The organism is Paenibacillus allorhizosphaerae, from assembly GCF_042659105.1.
Taxonomy (GTDB): domain Bacteria; phylum Bacillota; class Bacilli; order Paenibacillales; family NBRC-103111; genus Paenibacillus_G; species Paenibacillus_G allorhizosphaerae.
On the sequence record NZ_JBHSRV010000006.1, the window covers coordinates 116,243 to 129,735 of the forward strand.

The 13,493-nt window shown below is 54.4% G+C and carries 12 protein-coding genes; 6 read left to right on the forward strand and 6 right to left on the reverse strand.

Going from position 1 to position 13,493, the window contains the following annotated elements:
* Nucleotides 1–30: 30 nt before the first annotated feature.
* From ACFQI7_RS21930 to ACFQI7_RS21940, 3 genes are all read right to left on the reverse strand, one after another.
* Nucleotides 31–1,056 (reverse strand): tetraprenyl-beta-curcumene synthase family protein, encoded by a 1,026-nt coding sequence (locus tag ACFQI7_RS21930; RefSeq protein ID WP_218101152.1) that lies wholly within the window; start codon nucleotides 1,054–1,056, stop codon nucleotides 31–33.
* A 43-nt stretch (nucleotides 1,057–1,099) separates the two neighbouring features.
* Complete coding sequence (locus tag ACFQI7_RS21935) at nucleotides 1,100–1,705, reverse strand: hypothetical protein (RefSeq protein WP_218101057.1); 606 nt, start codon at nucleotides 1,703–1,705, stop codon at nucleotides 1,100–1,102.
* 225 nt (nucleotides 1,706–1,930) lie between these two features.
* Nucleotides 1,931–2,248, reverse strand: coding sequence for a hypothetical protein (locus ACFQI7_RS21940; protein ID WP_218101056.1), 318 nt, complete (start codon nucleotides 2,246–2,248; stop codon nucleotides 1,931–1,933).
* A gap of 164 nt (nucleotides 2,249–2,412) precedes the next feature.
* Here ACFQI7_RS21940 and ACFQI7_RS21945 point away from each other — a divergent pair, with 164 nt between their 5' ends.
* The 6 genes from ACFQI7_RS21945 to ACFQI7_RS21970 all read left to right on the forward strand — a co-directional run bounded on the left by ACFQI7_RS21945 (nucleotide 2,413) and on the right by ACFQI7_RS21970 (nucleotide 9,146).
* Nucleotides 2,413–3,774: a multi antimicrobial extrusion protein MatE gene (locus ACFQI7_RS21945; protein ID WP_218101055.1), complete on the forward strand. Its 1,362-nt coding sequence runs from the start codon at nucleotides 2,413–2,415 to the stop codon at nucleotides 3,772–3,774.
* Nucleotides 3,771–4,958 carry an MFS transporter gene (locus ACFQI7_RS21950; protein ID WP_218101054.1) on the forward strand — a complete coding sequence of 396 codons (1,188 nt, stop codon included), beginning with the start codon at nucleotides 3,771–3,773 and terminating at the stop codon, nucleotides 4,956–4,958. Before ACFQI7_RS21945 ends, ACFQI7_RS21950 begins: the two co-directional genes overlap by 4 nt.
* Nucleotides 4,959–5,124: 166 nt before the next feature.
* Complete coding sequence (locus ACFQI7_RS21955; protein ID WP_218101053.1) at nucleotides 5,125–5,817, forward strand: ABC transporter ATP-binding protein; 693 nt, start codon at nucleotides 5,125–5,127, stop codon at nucleotides 5,815–5,817.
* Nucleotides 5,814–7,211 carry an ABC transporter permease gene (locus ACFQI7_RS21960; RefSeq protein WP_218101052.1) on the forward strand — a complete coding sequence of 466 codons (1,398 nt, stop codon included), beginning with the start codon at nucleotides 5,814–5,816 and terminating at the stop codon, nucleotides 7,209–7,211. Before ACFQI7_RS21955 ends, ACFQI7_RS21960 begins: the two co-directional genes overlap by 4 nt.
* A gap of 21 nt (nucleotides 7,212–7,232) precedes the next feature.
* Complete coding sequence (locus tag ACFQI7_RS21965; RefSeq protein WP_218101051.1) at nucleotides 7,233–8,330, forward strand: efflux RND transporter periplasmic adaptor subunit; 1,098 nt, start codon at nucleotides 7,233–7,235, stop codon at nucleotides 8,328–8,330.
* A gap of 150 nt (nucleotides 8,331–8,480) precedes the next feature.
* A complete protein-coding gene (locus ACFQI7_RS21970) occupies nucleotides 8,481–9,146 on the forward strand; it encodes a nitroreductase family protein (RefSeq protein ID WP_218101050.1) in 666 nt (221 codons plus the stop codon).
* 207 nt (nucleotides 9,147–9,353) lie between these two features.
* On the opposite strand, the gene ACFQI7_RS21975 is transcribed toward ACFQI7_RS21970, so the two are convergent.
* The 3 genes from ACFQI7_RS21975 to ACFQI7_RS21985 form a co-directional block, all read right to left on the reverse strand.
* Nucleotides 9,354–10,094: a YebC/PmpR family DNA-binding transcriptional regulator gene (locus ACFQI7_RS21975; protein ID WP_218101049.1), complete on the reverse strand. Its 741-nt coding sequence runs from the start codon at nucleotides 10,092–10,094 to the stop codon at nucleotides 9,354–9,356.
* Between the two features lie 128 nt (nucleotides 10,095–10,222).
* Nucleotides 10,223–12,289 carry an iron ABC transporter permease gene (locus ACFQI7_RS21980; protein ID WP_329958262.1) on the reverse strand — a complete coding sequence of 689 codons (2,067 nt, stop codon included), beginning with the start codon at nucleotides 12,287–12,289 and terminating at the stop codon, nucleotides 10,223–10,225.
* Nucleotides 12,286–13,302 carry an ABC transporter substrate-binding protein gene (locus ACFQI7_RS21985; protein ID WP_218101048.1) on the reverse strand — a complete coding sequence of 339 codons (1,017 nt, stop codon included), beginning with the start codon at nucleotides 13,300–13,302 and terminating at the stop codon, nucleotides 12,286–12,288. The genes ACFQI7_RS21980 and ACFQI7_RS21985 overlap by 4 nt, the downstream gene beginning before the upstream one ends.
* Nucleotides 13,303–13,493: the final 191 nt, after the last annotated feature.

The window sequence follows — 13,493 nt, forward strand, 5'->3', positions numbered from 1 at the left end:
CTTCTATCCATAATTTATAGAAGATATATGCTAAGAAGTTCTGCGAATCCAGATGCTGTTCACGAAGAAGAACATCCGCATCATAGGGCTGTTCTTCATGAGCACCCGGGAAATTCGCTTCACATCCTGTTGTTTGCTCACTTTCGGATCGGATAAATAAAGCGCGAGCAGGCCCTCTATGATCATCCGGTGAAACGGCGGATGATCGAGTCGCTGCGACTTGGACCGCGCCTCGGACACAATGAGCGCGAGCCGTTCCACCGTCACATCCACACTGTCGTAATAGCTGCAAAAATTCAAGTCGCCTCCGGCGCGATCCTCCTCCTGATCAATCAAATAGTCAAGAAGAATGTGCAAACCGCAAATATACGGAAAGTATGCGTCATGAATCGCCTTGACGGCGGCAGGCCTAAGCTCGGTGCCCGAAGCTGCGAGGAACAGCATAAAGACCCCAAGCGTCGAGCCGGTCGCTGCAGCGAATTCGTTCCAGCTGATCGACGGATACTTGGCTTGATGCCGCTGCCACCACTCGAGCAGCGCTTCCTCGCGCAAATCTTTGCGAATATGCTTGTACACCTGCAAATCGCAGTACAGCCCGACCAGTTCCCGGACAGACTCGGCTGCGGTTGGAAACGAGGGCAGCATCCGGATGCTCGCCTGGCATGTCTTCACCAGATCGCCGAGATAACCGCCATCCTCCCGCTCTTCGCGAAATTCGTAATAATCGTGCAGCGGCTCGGCCGGATCGACCGCATCGAGCATCGACTGGTGCAGCCGGCGAAAATCTTCGGGGTCGAGTGAAGTGCTGCGGTCGCACAAATTATCCAAATAATCGCTGATCGTCTGGAACGCTACAATGAGCGGAATCAATATATGGCGCATCGACAAATGCGCCGCAGCATACACGGCGCCTCCCTCGCAATGAAACTGCTTGCTCGTCATGCTGGCGATCGCTTGTTTTCGCAGCTCGGGATCGGGTATCGTCTCCGCCTTCCCGCGCCAGTAACGGAGCTGCTCCCGCACTTCAGGAAGCACGTAGCGGTACACGCGCAGCATTAAGCCAACCGGGCCTCGGGGCACTTGTTCGCTGCGGCTCGGCTTAACGGGGCTCAAGGAGCGTGCCTCCCCCGCCGCTTTGGGCATAGCAGTACTCCAGCAGAAGCTTCATCTCGAGATGCTGCATTTCCTTCAGCAGCTCTTCTCCGGCATCATCGCGCACCTGGGTTACTTGCCGTTCCACCAGATCGACGAACAGATAGGGATCCCATCTGCCCGCGTTCGACAGTTTCTCAAGCGGCTCTCGAAGCAATGCGCTGCCGATTCGCTGCAGATCGGTTTCCTTCAGCAGTCCGCGGACTTGATCGGCGAGTGCATCATAGACAGGATGATGCCCGACCATGCGAAACCAATATTTCGCATTGCCGTAATCGCCCTCCATCCGGTGCATGATGCCATGCCAATAGCTGCCGGTAGGCGTATGAATTTCCTGCGATATATCGTGCGACGGGTCCAGGCTTTCATTGAACAAATGCAGCCCGGATTTCAAGGCCAACGCAAAAGTCAACCGTTCTCCTTCAAAACCGTTCGTCGACAGCTTGGCGATCTTGATGTCCGTCAAATCGTCAAGCTCCTCCGTCGGGTACAGCGAAGGCTTGTGGTCGGTAAGCTGTGCGGCAAGCCTGCGCAAGCTATCGGTCCAAGTCAAAGCCTCCAACCTCCTCGTTATCATTTAGCTGACAACCGACAACGACGCTGCGTTGTAACGGTTGCAACGTTTGTTGACAACCGACAACGATGCTGCGTTGTAACGGTTGCAACGTTTGTTGACAACTGACAACGATCTGACGTTGTAACAGTTGCAACGTTTGTTGACAACTGACAACGATCTGACGTTGTAACAGTTGCAACGTAGGCGCGAACTTCGAATCGGTTAACGATGAACCCGTTCCGCCGTTATATCCTGATTGACGCGGAACCATAAGTGCAAATCGTTGATTGCGCTTGCGAGATCCGCAATTTCGCTGTTTAACCGGCACGACTTCGCAAAATTATTTTCCACGTTCAATTCATCCTGCTTCGCTATAATTACGCGCTCGATCTGTTTGATCCTCTCGGGAATCGTACCTCGTATTTCCTCCCAGCGCAAAAGCATTTCCGTCTGCTCCGATTTCGTATACTCGTCAAAATCTTTTTGCAGCTGCGGCAGCGGTATCCCGAGCCGCTCGTCAAGCGCAAAAAAGTCATTCATGCCTGCTCCACCTTTCATTTCAAGATGACGAAAAAGGCGCTGACAGTTTATCTATATTAATGTAACACGAACGATGGGATAGCTTCCAGTGAAAAAGTAAATTTTATCTCCTTTCGTTCCGGATCCGTGTTATAATGGGTGACATTGAAAGAGGGAGAGCAACAATGAATCAACCAGACCAAGTCCGAATTTCATTCCGGCAGCTTCTCGCTTTCTTCATTCCTCTCGGAATATCGGCGAGCCTTGTTACCATTTCGCATGTCATCATTAACAGTACGCTAGCGCGTTCCGCACATCCGGAGCTTATCATTGCGAGCTATGCCCTGCCGATGAGCATCCTCGGCATCACCGAGCGTCCCGCCGTGCTGCTTCGCCAGACATGCTCGGCGCTGGTCCGCGACCGGCGCTCATTCCGCGCGATGTCGCTCGTCGGCGTATACGTGCTGGGCTCTATATTTCTCATAGGCGGTTTGATCAGCTACACCCCTGTAGGCCCGTGGGTGTTTTTGCATTTGTTCGGCGCGGACGAACAGTTGGTCGGTCCGATGGTGAACGTGTACCGCGTACTGATGTTCGTCAGCATTTTTTCCGGCATCCGCTGTATTTTTCACGGGATCATCATTTTCAACATGCGTACGAAATGGCTTACGATCGGGATGCTGATCCGTCTCGCGGGCATGTATGCGCTATCGCTCTATTTTATCAAAACCGGAGTAACCAGCGGTGCGGTCGGCGCCATCATCTTCCTGACCGGCATGATCATCGAAGCGGCCGTTAGCTTCTGGGAAGGACGAGCGCTACTGCGCAAAATTCCCGAGAAAAAGCCGGATCACGAAGTCGAAAGTACGAAACAAATATTCCAGTTTTACAAGCCGCTGCTGTATTCTTCCGCGATTGCGGTCATCGCCGGCCCGGCGATCAATGCATTTCTCGGCAAGACGACGCAGTTGGAGCTTTCCATTGCAGCATTCGCCATTGCCGGCAGCTTGACGCAGCTGGTGCAAAGCTTTTTTTCTTATATTCACCAGATCGTACTGAATTTTTACCGCAAAGATGCGGCGGCCGTCCGCCGGTTTACCCTGATGCTGTCGCTAATTCCAAGCTGCCTTATCGCGCTGCTCGCCTACACGCCCGCGGGTCCGTGGTTCATGGAGCATATAATGGGCGTGAACGAGAGGCTGATGCAGGCAAGCTTGTCGACGCTGAAAGTGTTTATGATCATGACGTTCATTTTTCCATGGCTTGATTTCGGCAACGGGCTGCTGATGCTGCGCAGTCAAACGAAAGTAATGGTATGGTCGCAAGCCGCCAACGTCCTGACGCTGCTGGTTACGCTGGTCATTTGCATTTATTCGAATCCCGGATGGAACGGGATGATCGGAGCGCTCGCCCAATCGCTCGGAATGGTTGCCGAAGCGCTCGTCGTCTTGTACATGCTGCGAGAGTTCGCAAGGTCCGAAGGCCGTCCTGTTGCACGAGTTCATGCCGCAACCAGAAAAAACAACGAATCGAGTGAAACGTTATGAGCAGCCGAACGGGGGCCTCAAGCGACATCACGCTGCGGGGTTTTACCTTTTCATTTTACATGACAATGTCCGTCATTGTATCATATTTTCCGCTATATTTTCAGTACAAAGGCTTTTCAACCATACAGATCGGACTGCTCTACTCCGTCGGACCGATGATCGGCATCGTTTCGAACTTGTTTTGGGGGTTCACGAGCGATAAATACCGTACGGTGAAAAAGATCATGATACTCATATTGATCTGTCAGCTCATAGTTGCATTTCTCTTGTTCCATACCGTCACATTTTGGCTGCTGATGGTGTTTATGGCGATCTTCTTTTTCTTTCAATCACCGATGAGCTCGCTGAACGACAGCATGACGCTGCTCTCGATCAGCGGTACGAAAAAAAGCTATGCGTCCTTCCGCGTATGGGGCTCGATCGGCTTCGCGTTAGGCGCACTCGTTTTCGGCATGGTGCTGAAAGGGTTCGGCACCGGGCTTGTGCCCGCTATTAGCCTGACCACCATCGCCATTTCATTGCTGCTCTCTCTGCTTCTCACCGATGCGCGGGACGCGACCTATACGAAGCCGGATTTTGCCGGACTTGTCCCGATCGTTACGTCCAAGTCGTTTCTCGCCTTTTTGCTGATTATTTTCACGGCGGCCCTCGCGACGCGGATGAACGACGGTTTTCTGGCATTATTCCTGCAGCGTCTCGGCGCGGATCAGACGATTGTCGGCTACTCGTGGATGGCGTCGGCGCTCAGCGAGATTCCCGTGTTCATTTTTCTCAGCAAGCACGGGCACAAATACAAGGAACTGCCACTGCTCGCCGTCTGTTCCTTCGTCTATGCTCTTCGGTTCCTGCTGATGAGCTTGGTCGACAATCCGATGTGGGTCGTCGCGATCCAGACGATGCACTCGCTGTCCTTCGGCATTTTCTTGTTTACAGCGATCCGTTATATTCAGCGGATTGTGCCGGATCAATTCCGATCAAGCGGGCAAGCGCTGTATGCCGTCACCTGGTCGGGCCTTGCCGGATTGGTGAGCGGTACGCTGGGCGGCTGGATTTTCAACCACTGGAGCCCTCATGCGATGTATGCCACCGGCTCGGCCTTATCGGCATTGGCTATGATCGGCTTCCTGCTGCTCAATGCCCGAAGCAAGGAAGATTTGAACAACAACATAAATTGTGCGTCATAGTGCAAGGTTTTCCGCCGGAACGCCGTCTATTCTTATAGAGGGTGTTCCGGCGTTTTTTTGTTTTATGCAAAACTTAACATTTTCTTAATTCGCATTGATTTTTGCAACTTCGCTGTGAACTCCCCGTCTTATCGTATGTATCTTATCGTAACAACGGAGGGGTTATGTGCTTGCAGTAGAAAAGCTTTCTCACAGTTTCAGCAACGGCGGCGAGATCACGCCAGTCCTGCACCATATCGACTTCAGTGTGGACAAAGGCGAAATGGTCGCCCTGCTCGGCAGCTCCGGCTCCGGTAAATCGACGCTGCTCAACCTGATGGCTGGGCTGATGAAGCCGACATCGGGAAGGATTCTGATAGGCGGCATCGGCATTGAGACGATGAACGAGAACCGGCTGGCCGAATTTCGCCGCTCGCAAATCGGTTTCATTTTTCAATCCTACGAATTGATCCCCCATCTCACTGTCCGGGAAAACGTCGAGCTGCCACTTGTGTTTCAAGGCATGAAAGCGAAGCTGCGCCGCGACAAAGCCGTGTCGCTGCTCGCAAAAGTCGGACTCGGGGAGAAGACGGAGATGTTCCCTTCCCAACTGTCCGGCGGTCAGCAGCAGCGTGTGAGCATTGCCCGCTCGCTCGTGACGGAACCGGCCATCGTATTTGCCGACGAACCGACAGGGAATCTCGATACGAAGACCGAGAAGGAAATCATCGATCTGCTGATCGAACTGAATCGCACGCTCGACATCACGTTTGTCATCGTGACCCATGAGCTGGAAGTCGCCAAACGAACGCGGCGCGTCATCCAGCTGCGCGACGGCCGTTTAGTCGAAGACGCGGTGTGGGCAGGTGAAGACGATTGAGATGGAGTGATTACATGCGGCTGGGCTGGGATCAGCTCAAGCGCCGCGTGGTCGTAACAGCGCTATGCATTATGGGGATCGCCATTGGCTCCGCCTCGATCGTCGTCGCGCTGTCATTTGGCGAATCGATCAATCATTACAGCCGAATGCAGATGAGCTATTATTTAAAATCAGACGAAATCACGGTGCGCAGCGGACATGGCGGGTCGGAGAGCGACTCGGGCGACCCGAATGCGGCAAAGCCGTACGAGCTCACGAAGGCCAAGATTGATCTGATCCGCACCTTCCCGAACGTCAAAGCGCTCGGCACCTATCAAACGCTGAACAACTTTCAATTCCAAGTCGATAACAAACGGGGTTACATCAACAGCTTGTATGCCACCGAACTGGAGACGCTGCCGGATTTCGGCTACGAGCTGCATCAGGGAGGCCCGTCCGAACAGGAGAACACGATTATTCTCAGCTACGGCGCAACGATGGGCTTATTCGATCAGCAGATGCGCCAGGCGCGGCAGATTCAATCTCCTGGCGGTAACGACAGCCCGCAGGCCGCGAAACGCCTCGAAGATCAAATGTACATAGCGTATCCGATGTATCAGAAGCAAATCATACTTACGCCGCAAATTTATAAACCGAACCTCGGTATGGAGGAGAGCGGAACCCCTTTCCCGCTGCGGGTTGTCGGTATCCTGAAAAAGCCCGAAGGCGTGCCCGACGATGTCGTAATGAACCAGAAAACCGCCTTTGTGTCCCCGGCGCTCGGCCAAAAGCTGCTGGATGCCATTGAACAGAAGAATGGTAAATCTTCCGCCGGCTCGGCAGCCAAAAGTACAAGCAGCGGCACGTTCAACGAAGTGAAAATTAAGGTCGACGACAGCTCCAACGTCAAGGAGTTGGAGCAATGGATCAAAAAACTGAAGCTGTCGGTGGAAACGAATCTGTTCCGGGAGGAGCGCATGCAGAGCGAGCTTGTGATCATCCGGTTAATCTTCGGCGGGGTCGGTGTATTTATCCTGTTCGTCGCTTCGATCTCGATCATCGTTGCGATGACGATGTCCACCTACCAACGCCGCCGGCAGATCGGCATCATGAAGGTGCTCGGCGCGAATTTGAGACAAATTCGCAACATGTTCATGGTCGAGTCGGCGCTGCTCGGACTATTGGGAGGAATGACCGGCATTTTATTATCGTACTGGGTCATCTGGGGGATCAACATCGCTGTCATGAAGCTGGCTCCCGCCCGTCCGGGAGCACAGCAGGAAATATTGTTTATCAGCCCGTGGATCCTGCCGATCGGTTTGTTTTTCGCCATCATGACGGGGGTTCTGTCGGGAATATATCCGGCTGTCAAAGCTTCGCGCACCGACGCGCTGACCGCTATCAAACGAGACTAATGCGTAGGAGACCTTGATGCTATGAATAAGAAAAAATGGATGACCGCCGGCGCAGCGATTCTCGTTCTCGGCATAACCGGCTTGTTGTATTGGCAAAGCCAGCCATCGAAGCAGGCTGCGCAGTCCATGCAAAAACCGGCGAACGCACTGCAATTCAAAGTTGCCCGGGAGGACTTGACCAGCACCGTAGAAGTGAAAGGCAAATCGTCGTATCAAAAGCAAACGTATATTAATGCGCCTTTTTCGGCCGATATCAAATCGTGGTTCGTGACCGACGGAGCCCAGGTTCTCAAAGGCGACAAGCTGTTCCAGCTCGACGACGCGTCGCTTCGCAACGAAATCGCCAAGCTGCAGGCGGACGCCAAAAAAATGGAAATGGACATCCGGCTCGGACAGTTTCAAGAGACGATAGACAGCGATTCGTCCGCCGATACAGGCATTTCGGAAACGGACGCCAAGCAGCGCTTTGCGAAATCGGAGAGCCGCAAAATGCAAGAGGACATTTCCCGTCTGAATCTGGAGCATTCCCGCGTCCAATTGACGGAGATGACGGAGAAGCTTCAGTCGGCGCAATTCAGCGCGCCGGAGGACGGCATTTTCCTATTCGAGTCGACCAAAGAACCGCAATCGCTGAAAGAAAACGAACGGGTCGGCAAAATCGTCGATCTCAAAAAGCTCCAGCTGCTAGCTATCGTAGGCGAGTATGACTTGTTCCGCATCAAAGAAGGGATGGACGCCGAAGTAAAAGTGGACGCGCTCAAAGGTGTCAAACTGCAAGGGAAAGTCGAGCGCCTGTCCAAGTTTGCCAAAAACGATTCGGATGCGGATGAAGCCGCCGTCACCACGGCCGCGCAATTCGAGGTCGTCATTTCCCTCGAGCCGGATGAGCGGCTGATCGCAGGCCTCAGCTTAACGGCCTCTATCGAAACGGACAAAAAAGCAGGCGCGCTCGTCATCCCTACGCTTGTCGTGCAGCGGGAAAAAGAAGAGTCGTTCGTCATGGTGATGAATGCCTCGGGGGCATTGGAGCGCCGCGTGGTACAAGTCGGAGTGGAAACGCCGGAGAAAACCGAAATCGTAAGCGGGCTGCAGGAAGGCGAGACGGTCGTACTGCAATAAGCAATCGTCCATGCCCTCGGCAGCTTGTAAGACAAATCACACATTTTCGGTCATCTTGTTGTTATTCTATGCAAACCGCGTTATAATGGACGTTAGCTCTTAGTACCAAGTACTAAGCTATAGGGTACACCGTGGAGAGGATGATCCAGAATGAACAACACTTTGCCCGCATCTTATGAAGATTTCAAAACGATCGTGCTCGACCGTCGAAGCATCCGAAAGTATACGGAACAGGACATTTCGAATGAAGATATTCGCGAGATCGTAGACTGCGCCCGATACGCCCCGAGCGATACGAATTCGCAAACTTGGGAATTTATCGCGGTCAAAAACCGCGATATGATCAAAGAAATCGAAAGACTTACTTGGGAACAGCTGCACAAGAGAGCCGCCGAAGCGGAAGAGCGCGGTCTTTCCAGAGAAGCCCGGCTGCTGACCAAATCGTTCGGCCCATACGCTACCGCTTTCTCGGAAGCTCCGGTGCTGATCGTTTGCCTGGCCACCCCTTACAATTCCAAATTCCGCGAGCGCATCTTCGATCCCGTGCAACTGGTGGACGACGCGGTCTGGGCCGAGGAAGGCATCAAGAGCAGCTGCCTTGCCGCGCAAAACTTGATGCTCGCCGCGCATGCCCGGGGCCTCGCGACTTGCCCGATGACCGGACCGGTACTGCTCGCGCAGGAACAGCTGCGTACTTACCTTGATATTCGGCCGGAATGCCAAATCAATATGGTCATCGCGCTCGGTCATCCGGCAGAACGTCCCGCCCGCCTTGCGCGCAAAGAAGTGGACGACATCCTGCGGATCGTAACCTGATAAGCTTCGATAAACCTTATTATTTTTGGTGTGATGAATAAAAGGATGAACCTGAGCGCCGCCTCGGCTGTCTCGGGTCCATCCTTTTATATAACTTACCGGCTTTCGGCGAAACTTGTCCTGCAGAACTTCGTCTCAGGCGATGGCTCCCGCCGGATACCACCTCTGCATAAGCCGCCAAAGGCCTGAAGCGTTTCTTCCCTCTACTCAGCCGATCTTGGCCAATTCTTCCTCGTCTACCTCATAGTTGGAGTACACGTCCTGCACATCGTCCAAATCGTCGAACGCATCCATCATTTTCATCAGCTTTTCCGCATTTTCCCCTTCAACCTTGATGGTGTTTTGCGGAACCCAAGTGACCGCCGCTTCCGTGAACTGCAGTCCCTGCGATTCGAGCGCCGTCTTCACCTGCTCGAAGTCGTGCGGGTGGGTTACGATCTCAAAGCTTCCCTCTTCCGCAGCGACATCCTCGGCCCCGGCTTCCAGCGCCTGCATCATTAGCTCGTCCTCATCCAGCACATGCTCTTCCCGATCGATGCGCAAAATCCCCTTCTGATCGAACATATAATAGACGCAGCCGGATTCGCCCATGTTGCCGCCTCTTTTGTTGAAGACCGCACGCACATCCGCAGCCGAACGGTTCCGGTTGTCCGTCAAGCATTTGACCATAATGGCGATACCGCCCGGACCGTAGCCTTCATACATAATTTCCTCGTATTCAATGTTGTCCCCGTCGCCCGTCGCTTTCTTGATCGCTCGTTCCACATTATCCTTCGGCATGTTAAGGCGTCGTGCATTCTCCATTGCAACTTTGAGCGCAAAGTTGGCTTCCGGATTCGGACCTCCCTGGCGCGCCGCCATAAAAATTTCTCGGCCGATCTTGACAAACTGATTGTTTTTGGCTTGATCCGCTTTTCCTTTACGTTCTTTAAACAACTTAAACTTCATTTCTTAACGCTCCCTGTTTGAAAATGTCCCTTTTAGTTTACCACCTGTCCCCGGCACCGGTCAAAAGCGACCTCAAAAAAGCACCGGTCGGAAGACCGGCGCTGCAGCATGATACATTCCCTTTGCCGTTATTTTCGCACCGCGCTGCGGTACATCAGCATAAGCAAATAGGGTGTGCCCAGCAAAGCAACAATAATCCCCGCTGGAATTTCCTTCGGCGCGATGACCGTTTTGCCAATCAAATCGGCCGCGACAAGCAGAACGGCGCCTAGCAGCGCGGAAAGCACGACAGACCTGCGGTAGTGGTGACCGATCATCAGTCGGACCGCATGCGGCGCGAGCAGCCCGATGAAGCCGATCGAGCCGACACTCGAAGCCGCCGTCGCCGCTAGGGCGACGCCGATGACGGTCGCAATAAGCCGGGTATGCTGAAGCTTCAGCCCTAGCCCCGTTGAAACCTGATCGCCGAAGGCAAGCAGGTCGATTTTTCGACCGAGCGACCAAGCGATCGGTCCCAATATCGCCGTAACGACGGCAATCCGGAGCCATTCCGCATAGCCGCGCGCATACGTGCTGCCGGCAAGCCAAGCCAGCGCCGGAGCCGCGGCAATGCCGGACTTGATCACGAAAAACTGAATGCCCGCCGTACCGATCGCCGATACGCCGATCCCAATCAATATGAGCGCGGCGGGATGGAAGCCTTTCCTCCAAGTAAATGCGTAGACGCATACCGCGGCAGCCGCGGCGCCAGCAATCGCCCCCAGAGGCAGCATCATGGCCGGACCTTGCGGCCACAGCACAAGAACGGCCAGCGCGCCGCAGCCCGCTCCCGATGTAACTCCCAGGACAGATGGATCGGCAAGCGGATTTCGCAAAGCCCCCTGCATCATCGAGCCGGCAATTGCAAGAGCCCCGCCGGCAAAAGCCGCGACCAGAATGCGCGGCAGCCGCAGGTCCATAACGACGTTCCGCGCAAATGCCTCGCCGCTGCCGATCAACGCCAGCCAAACCTCGTTCACAGAGAGGTGCAGCGTTCCTGCCATGAGCCCGGCTGCCATGAATGCAATCAGAGAGGTCAGGAGCCCGATCACAAGCACGGGATACGGAAGGCGTCTACCGATCGCGCCCACGCTCATGGACGTTCCACCCTCCTGAGACTGCCGTCCTTTCATCGTTTTAACGACGAGCCATATGAGCCAATGCGCGCCGATTGCCGCCGTTACCGCGCCTGCCGGGAGTTCGCCGACAGAGCTGCGAAACATGCGGGCGATCGTATCCGCTCCGACCAAAATGATCCCGCCCCAGAGAGCGCTAGCCGGCAGCAGGCTCGCATGGCGCCGCAGCCCCATCAGCCGCATCAGGTGGGGCGCAATGAGCCCGACAAATCCGATCGGGCCGACAACGCTGACCGTTACGCCGGCCAGCAGCACGGCGGCTGCCATGCCGGAGAACCGTGCAAGCTCAACCTTTTGGCCGAGCGAGCGGGCCGTCTCTTCCCCGATCTCCAGCAAATCGAAAGCGCGGGCAAACACCATCGCGTAGATGAGACCGGCCGCGATCCACGGCCACGCATACTGCACGCCGCTCCAATCGTTCTGGATCAGCGATCCCGCTCCCCAGGCGAGCAGCTGCGACGCTTGCGTCTCGAACAGCAGCTGCAGCGCGCTCGTAAAGGCAGAGAGTACAAGGCCGACGATCATCCCGGCGACAGCCATCCGTACCGGCGTGCTCCGTTTGCCTCCGGCAATCCAGTACGTCATGGCCGCAGCGCCCAGCGCCCCCGCCAATCCAAGCAGCAGTGGCGCGCTTGCTTTCAGCCCCGGCACAAACACGGCGGCGGCCATAATGACAAAGTACGCACCGGCATTCAAGCCGAAGGTGGACGCGGATGCGAGCGGATTGCGCGTAACCGTCTGGAGCAGCGCGCCGCACGCGGCAAGTGCCGCTCCTGCAAGCAATCCCATCAGTGCCCTCGGGAGCCGAATGCTGCGGATCATATGATGAGCCGCGTAGTCCTGGGGATTCGTCAGGGCACCGATGACTTGCCCGAGCGTAATATCCGCCTCGCCATACATCAGGCTGATAAAAAGGAGAACGGCGAGGACAATCAGACCGCCTCCGAACAATAGCGGTATTCTCCAACCAATGGAACGGGCAGCGGTGCTTGTAGCGGCGTTCATGGCCATATTCGTCATTTAGCAAGCGCGTTCGTCACAAGATCGACGATAGATTTGGCCGATAACGGGCCGCCGAACGTCCATGTATTGCCCGGCAATTTATATGTACGTTTTTCTTTCACGAACGTCAGCCCGGTCCATACGGTATTATCTTTCAGCTGCTTCTCGAAAATGTTGTCGTTATCCTGCACGATATAAATGAAGTTCGCGTTCTGAACAGCCGGCAGCGCCTCGACGCTTGTTGTGGAGAAACCGTTGGTCTCGAATTTCGCCGATTTAAAAACATTTTTGAGCCCGATCCGATTCATAATTTGGATCAGCATCGAGTTGTCGGTGAACATGCGCAGTACTGCTGCATTTTGCTGGGAAAACGCCTGCGTTACGGCCACTTCCGCGCCTTCCTTGCCCTTAGCGTTCAGCTTGCCTTTCGCTTCCTCGAACGATTTTTGCAAATCGCCCATCACCTTTTCGGCCTCCGATTTCTTGCCGACCAAATCGGCCACCGTCAGAAAGGTTTTCTCCATTTCCTCAAACTGATTCCCCGACCCCTCCGGAGGATACGGGTTGAAAGCGACGGTAGGCGCAATTTTGCTCAACGTTTCATAGCTCGATTTGATCCGGAAGTCGGGCGCGACGATCAGATCGGGTTTTAATGCGGCAATGGCTTCCAGGCTCGGCTCCGTACGCACGCCGACATCGACGACGCTAGCGTCAAGCTGTGGAGGAATGTTGACCCATGTTTTGTAGCCTTTAATATCCGCTACCCCCGCAGGCTGTACGCCAACCGCCAGAAAAAACTCGACGTACGACCAGTCCAGTGCAACGACGCGTTTCGCCGTCCCTTTAATCTCTGTCGTTCCGAGCGCATGCTTAACCGACCTGGTGCCTGCCGATGCGTCCTGGCCCGTGCTTGCAGCCGGCTGCGCGGTCCCTTTAGCCGATTCGCCGGGCGCGCCGCAAGCGGTTGTCAAAAACATCAAAATAAGTCCTAAAACAATAACAAGCGGCGTACTCTTCTTCCTGCAAATCATACCGATTCCCCCTAATTCGCATACGAAGGCGAAAATTGTGCTGCAATTTCCCTTGTCGATCATTGAGAATAATTATCATTTCACATTTGAAAATGATAATCGTTCTCAATGATAATGTCAATACTTTCCTTAAGCATTTTGGATCGAAAGGGCCTTGAGGCAGCAAACGTCGCTTCTAACTCTTTTTCGGG

Coding starts and splice junctions, on each gene's coding strand:
- ACFQI7_RS21970 (WP_218101050.1), top strand. CDS start 8,481: ATGAACAACACTTTGCCCGCATCTTATGAAGATTTCAAAACGATCGTG.
- ACFQI7_RS21930 (WP_218101152.1), bottom strand. CDS start 1,056: ATGCTGCGCGTGTACCGCTACGTGCTTCCTGAAGTGCGGGAGCAGCTC.
- ACFQI7_RS21985 (WP_218101048.1), bottom strand. CDS start 13,302: ATGATTTGCAGGAAGAAGAGTACGCCGCTTGTTATTGTTTTAGGACTT.
- ACFQI7_RS21975 (WP_218101049.1), bottom strand. CDS start 10,094: ATGAAGTTTAAGTTGTTTAAAGAACGTAAAGGAAAAGCGGATCAAGCC.
- ACFQI7_RS21950 (WP_218101054.1), top strand. CDS start 3,771: ATGAGCAGCCGAACGGGGGCCTCAAGCGACATCACGCTGCGGGGTTTT.
- ACFQI7_RS21945 (WP_218101055.1), top strand. CDS start 2,413: ATGAATCAACCAGACCAAGTCCGAATTTCATTCCGGCAGCTTCTCGCT.
- ACFQI7_RS21980 (WP_329958262.1), bottom strand. CDS start 12,289: ATGACGAATATGGCCATGAACGCCGCTACAAGCACCGCTGCCCGTTCC.
- ACFQI7_RS21965 (WP_218101051.1), top strand. CDS start 7,233: ATGAATAAGAAAAAATGGATGACCGCCGGCGCAGCGATTCTCGTTCTC.
- ACFQI7_RS21940 (WP_218101056.1), bottom strand. CDS start 2,248: ATGAATGACTTTTTTGCGCTTGACGAGCGGCTCGGGATACCGCTGCCG.